9 protein-coding genes are annotated in these 19,276 nt (G+C 71.8%); 2 read left to right on the forward strand and 7 right to left on the reverse strand.

The features are described from left to right. Positions 1-6: 6 nt before the first annotated feature. Entirely contained in the window at positions 7-459 is a 453-nt protein-coding gene (locus DWB77_RS33935) for an OsmC family protein (RefSeq protein ID WP_120726150.1), read from the reverse strand. Positions 460-566: 107 nt separating this feature from the next. On the opposite strand from DWB77_RS33935, the gene DWB77_RS33940 reads away from it, so the two are divergent. Both DWB77_RS33940 and DWB77_RS33945 read left to right on the forward strand, forming a co-directional pair. After that, positions 567-1,364: a thymidylate synthase gene (locus DWB77_RS33940; protein ID WP_120726152.1), complete on the forward strand. Its 798-nt coding sequence runs from the start codon at positions 567-569 to the stop codon at positions 1,362-1,364. Next, the gene (locus DWB77_RS33945; protein ID WP_120726154.1) at positions 1,361-1,906 is read left to right on the forward strand and encodes a dihydrofolate reductase; all 546 of its coding nucleotides are present in this window, start codon (positions 1,361-1,363) and stop codon (positions 1,904-1,906) included. Before DWB77_RS33940 ends, DWB77_RS33945 begins: the two co-directional genes overlap by 4 nt. An 8-nt stretch (positions 1,907-1,914) precedes the next feature. On the opposite strand, the gene DWB77_RS33950 is transcribed toward DWB77_RS33945, so the two are convergent. From DWB77_RS33950 to DWB77_RS33975, 6 genes are all read right to left on the reverse strand, one after another. Then, positions 1,915-2,631 (reverse strand): DUF899 domain-containing protein, encoded by a 717-nt coding sequence (locus tag DWB77_RS33950; protein WP_120726156.1) that lies wholly within the window; start codon positions 2,629-2,631, stop codon positions 1,915-1,917. A 126-nt stretch (positions 2,632-2,757) separates the two neighbouring features. Continuing rightward, positions 2,758-3,960 (reverse strand): cation:proton antiporter, encoded by a 1,203-nt coding sequence (locus DWB77_RS33955; protein ID WP_120726158.1) that lies wholly within the window; start codon positions 3,958-3,960, stop codon positions 2,758-2,760. Between the two features lie 59 nt (positions 3,961-4,019). Then, on the reverse strand, positions 4,020-4,835 hold the full coding sequence (locus DWB77_RS33960; RefSeq protein ID WP_120726160.1) for an alpha/beta hydrolase: 816 nt from the start codon (positions 4,833-4,835) through the stop codon (positions 4,020-4,022). A gap of 21 nt (positions 4,836-4,856) precedes the next feature. Beyond that, complete coding sequence (locus tag DWB77_RS33965) at positions 4,857-5,636, reverse strand: alpha/beta fold hydrolase (protein WP_120726162.1); 780 nt, start codon at positions 5,634-5,636, stop codon at positions 4,857-4,859. A 48-nt stretch (positions 5,637-5,684) separates the two neighbouring features. Beyond that, the gene (locus DWB77_RS33970; RefSeq protein ID WP_120726164.1) at positions 5,685-7,028 is read right to left on the reverse strand and encodes a hypothetical protein; all 1,344 of its coding nucleotides are present in this window, start codon (positions 7,026-7,028) and stop codon (positions 5,685-5,687) included. Continuing rightward, positions 7,025-19,210, reverse strand: coding sequence for a polyketide synthase (locus tag DWB77_RS33975; RefSeq protein WP_120726166.1), 12,186 nt, complete (start codon positions 19,208-19,210; stop codon positions 7,025-7,027). The genes DWB77_RS33970 and DWB77_RS33975 overlap by 4 nt, the downstream gene beginning before the upstream one ends. Between the last annotated feature and the right edge of the window lie 66 nt (positions 19,211-19,276).

Genomic DNA, 19,276 nt, shown 5'->3' on the forward strand with positions numbered 1-19,276 from the left:
GGAGCGTCAGGAGGGTTCGGGAGATTCGTTCGCGTCGGTCACGGTCGCGCTGACGGGCGTGCCCGCCTCGATCGTACGGCTGACCGTGCAGAGCCGGTCGTGGGACGTCTTCACGGCTCGGGGCAGGATCGCCCGGGCGCGATCACCCGAGGGCCCGTCCGGGAACGCCACGGAGAAGGTGACGGTGAGGTCGGTCATCCGGTGGCCGCCCTCGTCCTCGACCTTGGTGCCGGTCACCGTGACGGAAAACGTGGACGGATCCGTGTGACGGCTCGTGGCCACCTCCACATCGGCCGCAGTGCAGCCGCCGATGGCGGCGAGGAGCAGCTCGACCGGTGTGAAGTCGGTGCCCGAGCCGGTGCCGAAGCTCAGGGTGGCGCCGCGGGCGTTGGTCGCGGTGAACCGGCCCGGGCCGGCCCGGTCGATGGTGACGGAGCGCAGTGATGATTCGTCGGTCATGGCGACGACGGTAACCGCCCGCCCGGGCATCGTCCGCGGGCGGCGCTCGACCCGTACCCCAGCGGCGATGCGGATGGCGCGCTGACCAGCAAGTAAACTCGGGAGTTATGGCGGACTCCCAGTACGAAGACCTGTTGAGGTCGGTGCTCACCTCCGGGACGGCGAAGGCCGACCGAACGGGCACCGGCACCCGAAGCGTCTTCGGGCACCAACTCCGATACGACCTCTCGCAGGGATTCCCTCTGGTCACCACCAAGAAAGTGCATCTCAAATCCGTCGTCTACGAGCTGCTGTGGTTCCTGCGCGGCGACTCGAACGTGGGATGGCTGCGGGAGAACGGCGTCACGATCTGGGACGAATGGGCCGGCGAGGACGGCGAGCTCGGGCCGGTCTACGGAGTCCAGTGGCGGTCCTGGCCGACGCCCGACGGCGGTCACATCGACCAGATCAGCGAAGTCCTCGACTGTCTGCGCCGCGACCCCGATTCCCGCCGCATGGTCGTCTCCGCATGGAACGTCGCGGAGCTGGACAAGATGGCGCTGGCGCCGTGCCACGCCTTCTTCCAGTTCTACGTCGCCGACGGCAAGCTCTCCTGCCAGCTGTACCAGCGCAGCGCCGACCTGTTCCTCGGCGTCCCGTTCAATATCGCCAGCTACGCGCTCCTCACGCACATGGTGGCCCAGCAAGTCAACCTGGAACCGGGCGACTTCATCTGGACCGGCGGCGACTGCCACATCTACGACAACCATGTCGAGCAGGTCACCGAGCAGCTCACCCGCACCCCCTACGACTTCCCCGAACTGCGTCTGAAGCCGGCCGACTCGCTCTTCACGTACGACTACGAGGACGTGCACATGCTCGGCTACCAGCACCACCCGGCGATCAAGGCGCCGGTGGCGGTGTGAACGTCGGGCTGATCTGGGCGCAGACCCCCGACGGTGTGATCGGCGCCGGCAACGCCATCCCATGGCGTCTGCCGGAGGACATGGCGCACTTCAAGGCGACCACCCTGGGCCACCCGGTGGTGATGGGGCGCAAGACCTGGGACTCGCTGCCCCCGCGCTTCCGTCCGCTGTCCGGCCGACGCAACATCGTGGTGACGCGGGATGCGCGGTGGGAGGCCGAGGGCGCGGAACGCGCCGGCTCCGTCAGCCAGGCGCTGGAGATCGCGGCCAGGTCGACGGAGGCGCTGGACATCGCGGCCCGGTCGACGGAGCCCACCGCGACGGTGTGGGTGATCGGCGGCGGGGAGATCTACCGTGCCGCCCTGCCGCACGCGACGACGCTCTCGGTGACCGAGGTGGACACCACGGTGCCCGGCGACACCCATGCCCCGACGCCGGGGCCGCAGTGGCAGCCCGCCGAGGACCGGGGCTGGGCGACCTCCGCGACCGGGCTGCGCTACCGCATCCGCACCTACACCCGGCCGGCCGCCCCCCGGCCCTGAGGCTCCGCTCACCCACCCGCCGGGGGAGACCCTTCGGCGCGGGCGCCCGGGCCGTAGAGATCGGCGATGCGCCGGGAAGTGGCCCACCGGCTGTAGGTGGGGGACTGCGGCCAGCCCTCGGGGGAGTCCTGCCACTCCTCCTGGCGGCCGTAGGGCAGCAGGTCGATCAGGGCGAAGGTGTAACCGAGCTGCTCCGTTCCCCGGCCGTTGGTGTGCCAGGTGCGGTAGACGGTGTCGCCGTCAAGCAGGAACACATTGACCCCGAAGCCTCCGCCGGGCGGCGCGCCGACATCGGCGCCGAACGGGCTGTTCGCGGTGGAGTACCAGGTCATTTCGTTGCCGACCCGACGCTTGTAGGCGAGGGCCTCGTCGATGGGGCCCTGGGTGACGATGACGAAGCGCGCGTCGTAGGCGTCCAGGAAGTCCAGCCGGGTGAACTGCGACGTGAACCCCGTACAGCCGGGGCACTGCCAGGTCTCTCCGGGGAACCACATGTGATGGTAGACGACCAGCTGGGTCTTGTCGCCGAAGACGTCGGCCAGCGAGACCGGCCCCTGTTCGCCTTCGAGCGTGTAGTCGGGCAGCTCGACCATCGGCATCCTGCGGCGCTGGGCGGCGATCGCGTCGAGTTGCCGGGTGGCGGCCTTCTCCTGCGCGCGCAGCTCGTCCAGCCGGCGCTGCCAGGTCTCGGCGTCGACGACGGGCGGTAGTGCCTGGGCGGTCATGGGCGGACTCCTTGGGGAGGTTCACGAGGGGCGACTCGTAGGTCGACTCGTAGAAGAGACCGCGCCCGGCCGCCGAACTCATCGCTCGCCGGCCGACCGGTGTGGATCGTCTCGTGCGAGGAGCGCTCAGCCCAGCGCGATCGGCTCGTTCTCCCGGGGCGCCGAGGTCGCCTCCGTCCCGTGCCGGCGGTCGATCAACGACAGGAGCGGGCCGGTCATCGACGTGGTGACCACCGCCGTCACCAGCAGCGCCAGATACAGCCCCGAGGTGAGGACTCCCGCGCTGTATCCGGCCTGGAGCAGCACGATCTCGGTGAGGCCCCGGGTGTTGAGCAGGACGGCGACGCGCAGCGCCGCGGCGTGCCCCTCCCCGCCCAGGCGGGAGACGGCGTAGCCGCCGCCGACCTTGGCGAGCACGGCCAGGGCCGTCGCCAGGATCGCCACCAGCCAGGGGATTCCGCCCGAAGCCGTCCAGATCCGCAGCCCGGTCGCGATGAAGAAGACCGGCACCAGCCACAGGCCGAGCGTGGAGACCCGTCGCACCGGTGCGTCCCAGTGCGGCGATTCGGGCGGGATCATCAGACCCACCACGAACGCCCCGAAGATCGCGGTGAGGCCCAGGGACTCCGCCGCGTCCGCCGCCAGGAGCACCCAAAGCCCCAGGACGACCGCCACCGGCCAGGGCCACCGGGCGCACAGCCGCTCGGCCGGGGGCGTACGCAGCAGTCGGCGGCCCAGGGCGGCCGCGAGGGCACCGACCGCCAGGACCGTCGCCGCGGTCCAGGCGCCTTTCGACCCGGGGGTGGCGATGGCGATCACCACGGCGAGGAGCAGCCAGGCGACGGCGTCGACGAGCGCCGCCGAGGTCAGCGAGAGCCGCCCCGCGCGGGTGGCGGTCAGGCCCCGGTCGGCGAGCACCCTGGCAAGGACGGGCACCGCCGAGACCGCCAGGGCGAGCGCCACCAGGAGCACGAACGCCCCGGTCGGCGCGGTGCCCCGCAAGGACGGCCGGTCGAGCCAGACGAGCCAGCCGCCGAGCGCCGCGCCGACCAGCAGCGACGGCACGAAGGTGCCGAGCGCCGTCCAGGCGACGGCCCGGTCCCGCAGGCGGGAGGCGTCCAGCCGCAGCTCATGGGCGACGCCCACGAGGAACAGGACCAGACCGGCGTGCCCGAGGTCGCGCAGCGGCCCCAGCACGTCGGTCGGCAGCAGGACGGACTGGGCCTTCGGCCAGGCCAGGCCGAGGACCGCCGGTCCCAGCAGCATGCCGAACGCGATCTCGCCGACGACACCGGGCTGCCCGAGCCGGCGGGCGAGCCACCGCCCCAGGAATCAGACGCGCAGGAAGACCCCCAGCGCGGCGACCACGTGCACCGGCACGGGGAGCGTCACCCGGCCTCCGCACCCGCCCCGGCGTCGGCGCCCGCACCGTCCGCCGTCAGGAAGCCGACGACGCGGCGCACCACGGCCTCGTCGCGCAGCACCTTGGTGTGGCCGAGGTCGCGCACCCGCATCAGCTCGGCCTGCCCCCAGGCGGCCACCAGCGCCTCGCTGTCGGTGATGGGCGACTCCGGGTCGTTCTCGTCGTGGACCACCAGCAACCGGCCGCTGAACTCCCTTGCCGCGAGCGCCGGTTCGATGGCGTCGAAGGAGACGCCGAGCCAGTCCTCGGCGCGGGCCCGGACCAGCGCGATGGCCTCGGGCGACACCCGCATCACCTCACCGGAGCGGCGCCAGAGGCTGACGTAACTGCTGATGGGGTTCACGAACACGGTCCGCTCCGGCGTCGCCCCGCGTGACATGGCGTAGGTCGTGGCCGCGGCGCCCAGCGAGTGGGCGACGACGGCATGGAAGGGGCCGAACCGCTCGTTGGCCGCCTCGACCGCCTTGGCGAAGTGGATGACGGAGGACTCGGCCCCCTCCGACTCGCCGTGACCGGGAAGGTCGGCGACGACCACCGCGCAGCCCGCGCGGGCGAGCGCCTCCGCGAGGACGACCAGATGCCCGGCGTTGCCGGCCCAGCCGTGGACCAGCAGGATCCGCCGCTCGCCCGCGCCCCAGAGATAGTGGACCACCTTGTCGCCGTCGACGACCTCGACCTCCTTGGCGGCCTGTTCGAGGATCGGCCGGGTGGCGTTCGGAGGCTGCGTCCGCATCGGCGTGAAGGCCAGCCGGCGCAGCTTCTCCGTGGTGTCGGTGTCCAATGCAATGCCCCTTACTGTGTCTCACAGGCTCCGCAGGAACGCGGAGATGATCTTTCGAACCCCGGGTGCTTCCACGATGTCGAAGTGCCCGACGCCGTCGACGAGTTCCAGGGTCGACTGGCGCCAGTTCGCGTGCAGTTGCTCGGCGTGGGCCGGCGGCACATGGTCGTCGGCCGTGCCGTGGATGACAAGCCCCGGCACGTCGATGGCCCGGACGGCACGGAGCGCCGAGTACTCCTGCCACACCGTCTCGCCGAACCTCCCCTCGATCGCGCCGGTCAACTCCCGTACCCGGTCCTCGTCGAGGCCGTTCACCTCGGCGAACCTCTCGACCAGGAACGCCTTGGTGACCGGCGAGGAGAGGGAGACCACGGCCCGCGGACCCGGCCCGGCCTGCCACGCCGTCAGCGCCCACAGACCGCCCATGGAGTGGCAGACGACCGCGTGCAGGTCGGGAAGCCCGTCGTACAGGGCGCGCAGCAGGGCACGTATCTCGGTGGGATCACCGGTGGTGCCGAGCGCCTCCCCGTGCGGAGGCACGTCGAAGAGCACCACCCGGTAGCCGTGGGCGAGCAGGTCCTCGGCGATGGGCACCATGCTGCCCAGATTGGTGTTGAGGCCGTGGACGAGCAGTACGGTCGGGCCGCTGCCGCTCTGGAAGTACTTGTAGAAGCGGCCGTCGACCTTGAGGGTGCGTGAGCGGCACCGATTGAGGAACGCCTTCGCGAACGGATCGTGCGGCAGCTTCACGACCGTGTAGAAGCGCTCCACGAGGTCGTCCACGGATTCGGTTCGGAGCACGGCGCCTTCCTCAATCGGTGTCGGTGGTGGTTCGCTACGGACGCGTCCTCAGCGGCCCGGCTGCTCGCTCAGCGCCGCGAGGCACCGGGCGGCCCGCTCCGGAAGGACGTACTCCCCTTCCTTCACGATCCGGTCGTACAGAGCCTCGACCCGCTCGTAGTGGGCGTCGAGGTTCTGGTCGAGGAGGTGGTACTCGGACTTGTTGTAGATGCCGAACTGAAGGTCGGTCATCAGGCTGAACGGGTCGATGTCCGCCGCCTGCCGGGACCCGCCGAACACCAGGCGCAGGAACTCCTCCACGCTCTCGTAGCCGAGCGTGGCCAGCAGGAAGTCGATCGACGCCCATTTGCGCCTGATCTGGTGGGCGCGCTCGGCCGGATCGACGATGAAGTCCAGGCCGCTGGTCATGCCCTTGGGGTAGTGCACCTTGTTGAAGCAGCGCAGGTCGATGGTGAGGCGGTCCTTGGTGGTCCTGGGCAGGGTGCTGTCGGCGTGGGCCCGGTAGTTGTCGAAGACCAGGGCGTCACCCACCCGGCTGTCGCAGTAGTAGCCCGGGGACGGCTTGTCGGCGTACGTCGTCGCCCAGTACATCGCCATGAGGTAGTCCCGCACCGACGGCAGGTCGAGCTCTGACAGCTTCCCCTCCAGGAAGAGGTACAGGGCCTTGTCGACGGCCTTCTTCTCCTCGCCCTCAAGGCCGCACTCCAGCATCCTCTCGTAGACGTACGGGAGGTTCGGGGCCTCCAGCTCGGCCTCCTCGAAGATCACGAAGGGCTGCCGGCTGAGCGGCGTCGGAGTCAGCGCGGTGTGGAAGCTGCGGTACTCGGTGGGGAAACCGAGCCGCTTCTTCACCAGGGACGGGATCTGGAGGGCGATCGAGCTGGCCGCGTGGGTGCCGTACGGACGCTTCTCGGCCGGCACGATGAAGGCGTTCACCACCGCCGTCTCGACCTCGGGGAAGTGCTCCTCGACGATGTCCTGGTTCAGGTCGTAGAAGCGCTTGGCCGACGGCACGAACAGCACGCAGTTCTCGAACATGGTGGAGACGGGGAAGTAGCTGCCGATCGAGGCGGCGGCGAAACTCTCCTGGATCACCGCCTGACAGCGCAGTTGGCGCGCCAGGTTGTCCGCCAGGCCGTCGTCCAGACGCATCGGGACGACATGGGTGGGGTGGGACTCGGGGGTGAAGCAGCTCGTGTTGAGCGTCCGGTGCGGGGGCAGTCGGAGCTCCAACTCCCCTGGATCTACTTGGTACTTGTCGAGAACCGGGGACAGCTGCTCGGCGTGCACCGCCGCGGAGGAGTGCAGGAAGGTGCCGGTCTTCTGGTAGGTCCCGGTGACGGTGGCGTCGTCGTCCACCGTCGCGCCGGGCGCCTGGGTCGCGTCGCTCATGACGTGGTGTTCTCCGCTCGGTCCGAAGTGGTGATGCGCTGCACATAGGTGCGGACGAAGTCCTCGTCGATGGGCGGCGAGGGATAGTCCTCGGCCCCGAAGACGGCGCCGCCCACGGGGAGCGCGGCGAACATGTCCGCGAGGCCCCCCGCGGTCAGGCCGTCCACAAGCGCGGCGATCCGCGCCAGCGGGCCGGTCGGGTGGCCGGCTGCGAACTCCAGCGCCCGCAGGCGCCATTGGTCGAACGGCACGACCTCGGCCCCGCCGCCGGCGGCGCCCACCATCTCGAAGAACCGGTCGAAGCCGGGGGCGTCGGAGTTGACGAAGTCGTAGTCCTGGCCGATGCGCCCCAGGTCGTCGGTGATCGCCTCGGCGATCGTCCGGCACAGATAGTCCACCGGAAGCACCGTCGTCAGATCGGTGGCGAGCGACGGGAAGCACCTCATCTCCAGGCCACCGGTGATCAGGTTGTGCAGGAAGTCGCCCCGGTCGAGCCGGAAGTGGCCGGTGCGGGTCGAGGCGCCCACGAACGGCAGCCGGTACGTGGACGCCTTCGCGCCGCGCCAGCGGGCCGCTGCCACCATCTGCTCCGCCTGCCACTTGGAGGTGAGGTAGCCGTACTCGCGGTCGTCCTCGCTGACCTCGTACCCCAGGTACTTGGGCAGCGTGGCGAAGGTGGACACGAAGTGGAAGGCCTTGCCGCGGCCGCGCGAGGCCAGCCGCAGCGCCTCGTGCGTGCCGACCACGTTGGGTCCGATGTAGTCGTCCAGCGGTCGCATCCAGTCCACCAGGGCGCCGGAGTGACAGATGGCGTCCACCTGATCGGCCAGGTCGTCGAAGTCGTCCTCGGCCAGACCGAACAGCGGCTGGGCGAGGTCACCGACGACCGGGTTGAGCAGCGGAGCGAACTCCGGCCTCCACAGCCCGTATCCGTCGAGCGCCCCGACCAGGCGCTCCATCGCCTGGCGGGCGTCGTCCGCCCGTACCAGGCAGTAGGCGACCACCTCGGAGGCGAGCAGCTCGTGCAGCAGATACGCGCCGACGAAGCCGGTGGCGCCGGTGACGAAGACCGCCTCCGGACGTACCGGCGCCGCCGCGGCGTTGTCGAACCGCAGATCGGGGTGGAGACAGCCCTTGCGGGCCGCGGACAGATCGAGGCCAGGCCCCTCGGTCGTCCCCGTGGCCACCGTGCCCGCGGTGCGTTCGGGCGCCGCGTCGAGCCCTGCCTCAAGGAGCTTCTCCAGCAGGAAGTCGCCCAGGGAGATGAGGTTGGGGTGGTCGAAGGCGATCTTCGCGGGCAGGGCGAGCCTGGTCAGGTCCGCGAGCTGGTTGCGCATCAGCACCGCGGTCAGCGAGTCGATCCCGATGTCCTGGAGCGACACGCTGACGTCCACGGCCTCGGGCGAGGCGAAGCCCAAGGTCTTGGCCACCTCGGCGCGGACCACGCCCAGCACCACGGACCCGTACTCCTCGGGCGCCGCCTCGGCCAGCAGCTTGCGCAGATCCGTTCCGCCGCCGGCCCGCGCACGCTTGCCGGAGTTGGCGCTGAGCAGGGTGCGCAGCAGAGGCGGAACGCCACCACGGCTCTCGAAGTAGTGCTGGACGCGGTTGAGGTCCAGGGCCGCCGCCATGATCAGGGCGCGGCCGCTCCGGACGGCGAGCTCGAACAGTTCCAGGCCCTCGTCCGGAGCCAGCCGGTCCAGGCCGAGCTGGGCGAAGCGGGCCCGGTCGAACTCACTGAGCCCGGCCGCCATGCCCTCGCCCTCCCAGGGCCCGAAGGCCACCGAGGTGGCGGGCAGGCCCTTGGCCCGGCGCAGCTGGGCCAGCGTGTCCAGGAAGGCGTTGGCCGCGGCGTAGTTGCCCTGGCCGGGCGCCCCCATGACGCTCGCGATGGAGGAGAACATCATGAAGAGGTCCAACTCCCGGTCCTGCGTGAGCTCGTGGAGATGCCACGCGCCGTCCACCTTGGGCAGGAAGACCGCGTCGAGCCGCTCCGGCGTCAGATCCGTCAGCGCGCCGTCGTCCAGCACACCCGCCGCGTGGACCACGCCGCGCAGCGGACGCCCGTCGTCGAACAGGGCCATCACCGCGGCGACGCCGTCACGATCGGCCGCGTCGCACGCCACCACCTCGGCCGTGGCGCCCAGCGCGGACAGCTCCTCCACCAAGGACCGCGCGCCCGGCGTCTCCATGCCGCGGCGGGAGGTCAGCACCAGGTCGCGTACGCCGTGTGTGTCGACCAGCCACCGGGCGACGCGCCGGCCCAGATCGCCGACACCGCCCGTCACCAGCACCGCGCCGTCCGCCCGCACGAACTCCCGCCGCTCGGCCGGGACCAGGACCACCTTGCCCACGTGGCGCGCCTGCGCCATGAAGCGCAGGGCGTCGGAGGTATGGGTCATGGGGAAGGCCCGCAGCGGCAGCGGCGCCAACGTGCCCTGCGTGAACAGCTCGGCGATGGAGGCCAGCATCCGCTGGATGAGGTCGGGGCCCGCCTCCGGCAGGTTGTAGACGGTGTAGCTCACTCCCGGATGGCTCCGGTCGATGGCGGACTGCTCGCGCACATCGATCTTGCCCATCTCCAGGAACCGCCCGCCGATGCCCAGCATGTCGAGGCTCGCGTCGATGAACTCGGTGGCCAGGGAGTTCAGCACCACGTCGAAACGGGCGCCGTCCCCGCCGAAGTGCTCGACGAACCCGAGATCGCGCGAGGACGCCACATGGGCCTCGTCCAGGCCGAGTTCGCGCAGCGCCGGCCACTTGGACTCGCTCGCGGTGCCGTAGACCTCGGCGCCGCGCAGCCGTGCCAGTTGCACCGCGGCCATGCCGACACCGCCGGCCGCGGCATGGATCAGCACCTTCTCGCCCGGTCGCAGGGCGCCGAGTTCGTGCAGCCCGTACCAGGCGGTGAGGAAGGTCATCGGGATGGTGGCGGCCTCCTCGAAGGTGAGGTGCTCCGGCATGCGCACCACCTGGCGCACGTCCGTGACGACCTCGGAGGCGAAGGAGCCGCGGGCCAGACCGAGGACGGCGTCGCCCACCTTCACCTGGTCGACGCTGGAGCCGACCTCGGTGACCACACCGGCGAACTCCAACCCGAACGCCGGGATCTCCACCATGCCGAGGGCGTTGAGCACATCGAGGAAGTTCACCCCCGCCGCCCTGACCTCGGCACGGATCTCGCCCGGCGCGAGCGGCCGTTCGGGCAGGGACGTGATGGTCAGCGGCTCGTCCAGACGCCCCTTGGCGGCGATCTCCAACTGCCAGCGGCCCTCGGCCGGGAGCTGGAGGTCCTGGGCGGAGCCCGCCCGCGCCAGATGCGGCACCAGCACCTCGCCGTGGCGCAGGGCGCACTCCGGCTCGGCCTCCAGCATCAACGCGGCGGGCAGGGCCTTGCGGTCCGCCTCCTCGTCACCGAGGTCGATCATGCGCAGCCCCAGTTCGGGGTGCTCGTTGCGGGCGGTCCGCATCAGACCCCACAGCGGTCCGGCGCCGAGCCCCGAGACCATGTCGTCGGCGCCGGTGCCCACCGCGTGCCGGGTGACCCAGACCAGCGGGGCGCGGAACTCCTTGCCCACCGCTTCCTGGAGCTGCTCCAGCGCCTTCGCGGCGAACGCATGGGCCTGGGCGGGTACGTGTGCGTCGGAGTCCCACAGACAGAGCAGGCCGTCCAGGTCCTCGGCGTCCTCCAGGTCCCGTACGTTGATCACCTGGATGCCGGCGCGTGACAGGAGGGTCTTGGCCTCGCGAGCCCACGGCACGTCCCCGGCCGGGGCCATCAGGCCCCAGGAGCCGCCCAGTTCGACATTGGCGGTGTCCACGGGACGCCAGTCGACGTCGAACTGGAAGCGGTCCACCCCGGCCGCGGCCAACCGGCGCAGCACCGCCCGGTCCACCCGCCGCGCGTGCAGCCGGTGCAGCCGGCCGACATGGGCGCCGTCCGCGTCATGGAGGTCGAGGGAGGCCCAGAACTCGCCGTCCCCCAGCTCGAATTCGGCGACCCGCACCCAGATCTCGGCCAGGCCCTTCACCCGCAGCGACAGGCGCTCGGCCTCGAACGGAACGAAGAGGTCGTCGCCGGTGCGGTTCTGGAGCCGCTGGGTCAGCAGCAGCGAGTGCATAGCTGAGTCCAGCAGGGCCGGGTGCAGGACGTAGCCGGCGGCGCTCTGCTCCGCGCTCTCCGGCAGCGTGGCCCTGGCCCACACCTCCCCGCCGACGTGCCACGCCTCCTTGATGCCCTGGAAGGTCGGCCCGTAGCCGTAGCCCAGGGCGTCCAGGTCGCTGTAGAGGGCGGACGCGTCCAGGGGCTCGGCGCCCCGCGGCGGTACTGTCACCGCGGCGCCGCCGGCTCCCTCCGCGGGCGTGATCCGGCCTTCGGCGTGCAGCTGCCAGGCGCCGTCCTCGCCCTCCGACGCGCTGTGGACCCGCACCGAACGGCTCTCGCCGACGCCCGGTCCCACGGTGACCTGGAGCCGCGCCGGCACCCCCGGGGTGAGGACCAGCGGCGAGGCGATGACCACGTCCGACAGGTCCCACTCGCCCTCGTCGGCCGCGTCCCCTGCCGCCCGCATGGCCTCGAAGAACGCCGTGCCCGGCATCAGGACGGCGTCCATCACCCGGTGTTCCTGCACCCACACCGGCTGGTCGGCCGCCACCACGGTGGTGAACAGCGAGAGCTCGGTGCCGGCGATCTCCACCCCGCCCCCGAGGAGCGCGTGGCCGGTCGGGTCGAGACCGGCGCCGACCTCGCGGGTGAGCGGCGGCTCGAACCAGAACCGCTCGCGCTGGAAGGCGTACGTCGGCAGCGCCACCCGCTCGCCGCCGAACGGCGCGAAGAAGCCGCTCCAGTCGACCGGCACGCCCCGCACGTGCAGCTCGGCCAGGCTCCGCTGCACCACCGAGACCCCGTCCTTGCCCGGGACGCAGGACGCCACCCAGGACACCGGCCCTTCGTCGGCGAGGCAGGACGCGCCCAGGCCGGACAGCACGGGCTGCGGCCCGAGCTCCAGGAAGGTGTTCACGCCCGCGCGGCGCAGGCTGCGCATGCCGTCGCTGAAGCGGACCGCGTGGCGCACCTGGCGCACCCAGTACTCGGGCCGCTCCAGCTCGCCCGGGGCGGCGAGTCCGCCGGTGAGGCTGCTGACGAGGGGGATCGCCGCGGGACGGAAGCGTACGGAGTCCGCCACGGCCCGGAACTCGGCCAGCATGGCGTCCATGTGGTGCGAGTGGAAGGCGTGGGAGACCGTCAACCGCTTGGCGCGGCGGCCCTGTTCGGTGAAGTGGGCCTCGATCGCCTCGACGGCGTCGGTGTCGCCGGACAGCACGGTCTGCGTCGGGGTGTTGAGTCCGGCGACATCCAGTGCGCCGTGCAGCCCGAGGGCGTCGATGACCGCTTCCGCCTCCTTGCCGTCGGCCTCCAGGGAGACCATGGCGCCGCGGGCGGGCAGGGCCTGCATCAGGCGGCCGCGTGCGGCGACCAGTCGGCAGGCGTCGTCCAGGTCGAAGACCCCGGAGACATGGGCGGCGGCGAGCTCGCCGATGCTGTGGCCGAGCAGCAGCTCCGGCCGCACGCCCCAGCTCTCCCACAGCCGCCACAGCGCCACTTCGAGGGCGAACAGGGCGGGCTGGGTGAAGTCGGTGCGGTTGAGGAGCGCCGCCTCCTCGCTGCCCGGAGCGGACCACATCACCTCCAGGAGCGGCCGCTCCAGCGTGGTGAAGCGCCCGGCGACCTCGTCGAGGGCGGACCGGAAGACGGGGTGGACGTCGTAGAGGTCCCTGCCCATGCCGGGAACCTGGCTGCCCTGCCCGGTGAACAGCAGCGCAGTGCGCGGCTCCTCCGCGTGGTCGCCGGTGCGCACCGAGTCCGCGGGCAGTTCCCCGGTACGGGCGAACGAGGCGAGCCTGTCCAGGAGTTGGGCCTTGTCCTTGGCCGGCACCACCAGACGACGACGGAAGTGGGTGCGGGTGGTCGCGAGGGACCGGGCCACATCACCGAGCCGGTCCTGGATGTTCATGCCCAGGTGCAGATGCAGGTTCTCCACCTGCTGGCGCAGGGCCGTGTCGCTGTGGCCGGACACCACGAACGGCAGCGTGGCCGGCAGCGGCGCGGGCGCGCCCTCCTCGACCGGCTTCGCGGCGGGCCGCGGCGGCTCCTCCACGATCACATGGGCGTTGGTGCCCCCGATGCCGAACGAGCTGACGCCCGCACGGCGCGGCACGTCCTTGGCCGGCCACGGGCGCTGCTCCTGGACGAGCGCCATGGCGGCGCCCTTCCAGTCGACGGCGGGGGTCGGCTCGGCGACGTGCAGGGTCCGGGGAAGGGCGTTGTGGCGCATGGCCAGAATCACCTTCATCACACCGGCCAGACCGGCCGCCGCCTGGGTATGACCGAGGTTGGACTTGGCCGAACCGACCCACAGGGGCTCCTCGTCCCGGTGGCTGCCGGCGAAGACCTCCGCGAGCGCGGTGCCCTCGATGGGGTCGCCCAGCTTGGTGCCGGTGCCGTGCGCCTCCACGTAGTCGATGTCGTCCGGCTGGAGCCCGGATGAGGCCAACGCCGCGCGGATGACCCGCTGTTGGGCGGGCCCGCTCGGGGTGGTCAGGCTCGCGGCGTGGCCGTCGTGGTTGACGGCGGTGCCGCGCAGCACGGCCAGGATGGGGTCGCCGTCGCGCTGGGCGTCGGACAGCCGCTTGAGGACGACGGCGGCGGAGCCCTCGCTCCAGCCGGTGCCGTCGGTGTCGGAGGAGAACGACCGGCAGCGGCCGTCCGCCGACATGCCGCGCAACCGGCTGAACTCGACGTGCAGTTCGGGGGTGAGCATCAGACTCACGCCCGCCGACACCGCGAGATCGCACTCGCCGTCGCGCAGCGCGTTGCAGGCCAGATGGGTGGTCACCAGGGACGAGGAGCACGCCGTGTCCAGGGTGAGGGTCGGTCCCTCAAGGCCGAACACGTACGACACACGGCCGGACATGGTGCCGCCCGCGGAGCCCGGCCCCACATAGCCGTCGAGGTCGGTGAGCCCACCGGCCATGGTGAGGCCGTACTCGTGGTACGCCGAGCTCTTTCCCACCCCGATGAACGCGCCGGTCCGACTGCCGCGCAACTGCTCCAGGGTGTGTCCGGCGCGCTCGAACGCCTCCCAGGTGGTCTCCAGGACCATGCGCTGCATGGGTTCGAGGGAGCGGGCCTCGCGCGGCGATATGCCGAAGAACGGGGCGTCGAAGAGGTCGATGGGGGTGACGAAGCCGCCCCGGCTGCAATAGGAGGTGCCGGGCACCTCCGGGTCGGGGTTGTACAGGGCCTCCGCGTCCCAGCGGGACTTCGGCACCTCGACGATGCCGTCGCCGCCCCGCTCCAGCAACTCCCAGTATTCCTCGGGGGTGTTGGCGCCTCCGGGCAGGCGGCACGCCATGCCGATGACGGCGATGGGCTCGTCCCGGTCGGCGCGCCGGCGGTCGGGCACGACCTCCCGAACGGGCCTCGGGCCGCCGGCCAGATAGGCGGCGAGGGACTTCACGGTGAAGTGCTCGAAGAGCTTGGCCCCGAAGACGGGCCGCCCCAGGAGTTGCTCCAGGCGCGTCTGGACCCGGACGACCCGCAGCGAGTTGCCGCCGATCTCGAAGAAGTTCTCGTTGACGCCGATCCGGTCGTGGCCGAGCACCTCCGCCCAGATGGCGATGATGTCCCGCTCCAGTTCGGTGGCGGGCTTGGCGGTGGCGTCGACCTCCACCACCGGGTTCGGCAGCGCGTTCTCGTCGATCTTGCCGTTCGGGGTCAGCGGAAGCTCGTCCAGCTCCACGAAGAACGCCGGGACCATGTACTCCGGCAGTCGCTCGGCCAGCCAGGGGCGCAGCACCCGATGGAGCGGAGTCCTGGGCTGTTCGCCGGCCGCCGGCGTGTTGGCGTACGCGTCGAGGGCGTCGCGCTCGCGCGCCTCGGTGGGCCGGGGGTTGAGGTCCGGGGTCTGGCCGGGCCGCCAGAACAGGGCGTCGCAGCGCCAGGTGTCGCCGGCCCGGCCGGGCAGCAGGGCCAGCTCCAGGCCCGCCTCGTGGGCGAGTGCGGCGAGGTCGGCGGGGTCGATCCACGAGCGGGGCGCCGGCGAGGTGTGGGCGCCCCTGATCGCCAGGGCCGGGGCGACCCGCGCGTACACCTCGCCGAGGCGGCCGTTGGGGATGCTGTTCAGACGCAGCGGACGGTCGGTGAGCGAGCCCAGCTCGGCGCGGAGCGCCGCCAGGTCGAAGCCGTCGGCCTCCCACTCCTTCTCCGACGCCGCGGTGACGGGCCGGGTCTCCTCGCCGATGTGCAGCGTGACGTCGTAGCGGTAGCGCGTCATCTCGTTGACATGGCGTCCTTCGCGCAGGGTGATCTCGACGCGGCTGATCCGGGGTAGCAGGCGCGGCAGGTTCGCGAAGTAGGCGCGGCTGAGCGCCAGTTCACGCTCGGCGCGCATCCCGCGTTCGGTGCGGCGGGCCAGTTCCTCGGCGGAGATCGTGCCGGGCTCTGCGTCGGCGCGGAACTGCGCCACGTCGGCGTGGAAGACGTCCAGCGTCGCCAGGTCGCGTACGTCACCGACGAAGACCCGCCCCCGGGTGATCGCCCCGGTCGCCCACTCCAGCACCGAGGTCAGATAGTCGACGTCGGGGAAGTACTGCGCCACCGAGTTGATGATCACGGTGTCGAAGGCGCCCTCGGCGACCTCCGGCAGCGCGTGGGCGGCGCGCTGCTCGCAGGTCACGTGCGGCAGGGAGGAGAGATGGCGCCGGGTCAGCTCGACGGCCGCGGCGGAGGCGTCCACGGCGTGGTAGGTGCGGCAGTGCGGTGCCAGGCCGAACAGCATCAGGCCGCTGCCCGAGCCGATCTCGAAGACGCTCTCCGGCGCATGGGACAGGATGCGTCGCAGCGATGCCTGCTGCCAGTCGCGCATCTCCCCGTTGGAGAAGGGGAGGTTGTCGTAACTGTTGCGCCAGCCCGCCAGGTTGAACGTGGCGTCCGCTGTGCCGGAGCCCGTGTCGGAGGGGGTGTCGGCCTCGTAGGCGCGGTCCCAGGCGGCGGCCCACTCGGCCAGGGTGGTGCTGTGATCGGCCGGAGCGTCGGTCGGCGAACCGGCCGGAGTCGTCTCGCGGACGCAGTACGCGACCAGCTGCTCGTCCCGGCCGACGACCACCGCGCGGCGGACCGACTCGTGACGGCCGACGGCCGCCTCGACATCGGCCAGCTCGATCCGGTGGCCGCGCAGTTTGACCTGCCGGTCGTTGCGTCCCAGCAGGGCGAGGGCGCCGGGCTCCACGAAGCGGGCCAGGTCGCCGGTGCGGTAGAGGGTGCCGGGGTGGAAGGGGTTGTCCGCGAAGCGCAGCCGCGTCTGGCCGGGGTCGTTGCGGTAGCCGCGGGCGACCCCGGCGCCGCCGATGCACAGCTCCCCGGGGAAGCCGGGCGGCACCGGCGAGAGGTTCTCGTCGAGGACGTAGACCTGGGTGTGGTCGATCGGAGTGCCGATGACGACGCCGTCCTGCTCGGCCCGGGCCGCCACCTCCCAGACGGTGGACCACACGGTGGTCTCGGTGGGCCCGTACATGTTCCACACCGAGCCCGGGGCTCCGGCGGCGAGCAGCCGGTCCGCGAGGTCGCGGGAGAGCGCCTCACCGCCGCAGAGGATCTTCCGCAGCGCGGGCGTGCCCTGCCAGCCTCCGTCGAGCAGCAACTGCCAGGTGGCGGGGGTGCCCTGCATCATGGTGATCGCATGACGCTCCATCAGGCCGCTCAGAGCCTTGGTGTCCAGGGTCTCCTGGGCCTGCGCGATGACCGTGGTCGCGCCGCTGAGCAGCGGCAGGAACAGCTCAAGGACGGAGATGTCGAAGGACACCGTGGTCACCGCGAGCAGCCGGTCACCGGCCGCGCACCCCGGGCGTTCGCGCATGGCGCCCAGGAAGTTGGTCAGCGCCCCATGGGTGATCTCCACGCCCTTGGGGCGGCCGGTCGAGCCCGAGGTGTAGATGACGTACGCCAGGTCGTCGGCGCCCACCTCGACCGCGAGCTCCCCGTCGGCGCTCTGCTCGGCACCCAGCTGGACGCTGACACAGCGGGTGTCCCAGGCGGCGAGGCCGGACGGTGGGGACGCGGGGGTGACGATGAGCTTGGGGTCGGCGTCCTCGATCATCTGGCGGATGCGTTCCGCCGGGAACCTGGGGTCGAGCGGCACATAGGCGGCGCCCGTCTTCAGGACCGCGAGCAGGGCCACCACGAGGTCGATCGAGCGGTCCAGGGCCACGCCGACCAGATCGCCACGGCCCACGCCCCGGTCGGCGAGCGCCTGGGCGAGCCGATCGGCGCGGGCGTCGAGCCCGGCGTAGGTCAGGGTGGTGTCCGCGCAGATCAGGGCGGTGTCCTCGGCGTGGTCGCGCGCGGCCCTCTCGAAGAGCCGGTGCAGGCTCTGCTCGGGGAGCGCTGCACCACGGGCCGTGTCGTTGAACTCCTCGATGAGCAGGGCGCGTTCGTCCGCGGTGAGCAGATCGACGTCGGCCACGAGCCCCTGGGGGGCGGCGGTCAGACGCCCGCACCACGCACTGAACTGACCGGCCAGGCGCTCGACGTCCCGGGCCGACAGGCGCGTGGCGTCGTAGTGGAAGGAGACAAGCGCGCCGCTCTCGGCGCGGTCCCGGCGGATGTGGAGTTCCAGTTTCGGGCGCCGGCCACCGAAGCCGTGGTCCGCGGCGTCGCGGCTGCCCCAGGAGATCAGCACGTCCGGTGTCAGCGTGCCGCTGCTCCAGCCTTCCCTGAGTGCGTCGTCCCGGCCGATCGCGTCGCGGCGGATCCAGCCTCGCTGCCGGCCGATGGTGAACTCCCGCTCCACCGCCCGCAGGTTCTCCTCGATCGTCGCGTCGGCGTCGACCCGGCACGGCAGGGGCAACCAGGCGGCGAAGAGGTCCCGGTGTGCGGTGTCGACGTCCTCACGAGGGGCCACCACCGCGAGACACACCTCTCCTCGCCCGCTCGCGCGGCCCAGGAAGATGCCCAGTGCGCCCGCCAGTTGGGCGGCGGTCGCCGTGTCGCCGGCGTCGTCGTCCGCGAGCGGGACCTGACATCGCACGACGACGGGCTCGGTCTGAGTTCGGGTGTCCTTCGCGCCGATGTCCGTACGAGGCTGAGGGTAGGGCAGGCGGTAGGGGTCGTCGCCGCATGCGATCAGGCGCTCGCGCCACCGGCCCGCGGCCTTGGAGGCGCGGACGCCCGCCTCGGTGAGACGCGTCCTCGCGTCCGCGCCGGGGACGTCAAGGATCGTGCCGATACGGATCCCGTGGGCCGTGGCGACGGCGCCGGGGGACCGGTGCTCGCCCTCCAGGGTGCACAGCCGGGTCAGCGTGACGCTGCCGGCGGCCGCCGCCACCCGCAGCCCCGAGGCGTCGTACGCGAGGACGGTGCCGGGCGTGGCGGGGGTGTCGTCCGAGGCAGCGCGGGCCCGGGCTTCCCGTACCGCGTAGAAGTGCCCGTCGACGCTGATCTTGGGCCACACCAACGGGCTCGCGAACGGCCCGTAGTCGGTCGCCCGGACCAGGGCGGCGACGCGCTCGGCCGGAAGGCTCCAGCCGATCAGCCCCTCGGCGGCGAACTGGGTGTGCCGTGAGAAGTAGCGGCGCGCCGCGGCGTCCTGGGGGACCCCCGTCTCGCGGCCTTCCGCGATCTCGTCGACGAGTCCGGCCAGGCTGGCGACGGCCGCCTCGTCACAGCGCAGCCCCAGCGACAGCGCGGTGTCGTCGGGCTCGATCGCGACCTGTATCCGCCCCAGCACCTCTCCGCCGTCGACGACCGCGCCCATGCGGTGCCAGGTGATGGCGTACTCGCGCGCACCGTCCGCGATGGCCCAGGACGGGGTGTGCAGACCGGAGTACTCGGGGAGCGGGCCGTAGTGGTAGTTGACGGCGCCGCGCGTCGCGCGGGCAAGGAGCGTCTCGGGCACCACCGCGTAGTTGCCGACGCTCAGCAGCAGGTCGCAGGAGAGTCCGGGCGCGAGCGCGACGGCTTCGGCCAGCTCGTGGTGGGCGATGCCCGCCTTGATCGCCCAGGACCGGGCGGTGGCGTCGTCGGTCACCACGGCGGCGATCCGGTGCCCCTTCGCCACGAGTACCTCGCCACAGCGAGCGAGGACGCTCCCGCTCCCGATCAGGACGGAACTCAAAGAAGTCAAAGCGATGTCTCCCCCGTGATGACCTTCGGCGCGTCCATGAGCGCCGCCCGTCCCGGGGCAGGGGCC

This window comes from Streptomyces hundungensis, assembly GCF_003627815.1.
Taxonomy (GTDB): Bacteria; Actinomycetota; Actinomycetes; order Streptomycetales; family Streptomycetaceae; genus Streptomyces; species Streptomyces hundungensis_A.

Bases quoted from the DNA above. Each gene is read 5' to 3' on its own strand.
- DWB77_RS33935 (WP_120726150.1), bottom strand. From the start codon at position 459: ATGACCGACGAATCATCACTGCGCTCCGTCACCATCGACCGGGCCGGC.
- DWB77_RS33950 (WP_120726156.1), bottom strand. From the start codon at position 2,631: ATGACCGCCCAGGCACTACCGCCCGTCGTCGACGCCGAGACCTGGCAG.
- DWB77_RS33970 (WP_120726164.1), bottom strand. From the start codon at position 7,028: ATGAGCGACGCGACCCAGGCGCCCGGCGCGACGGTGGACGACGACGCC.
- DWB77_RS33940 (WP_120726152.1), top strand. From the start codon at position 567: ATGGCGGACTCCCAGTACGAAGACCTGTTGAGGTCGGTGCTCACCTCC.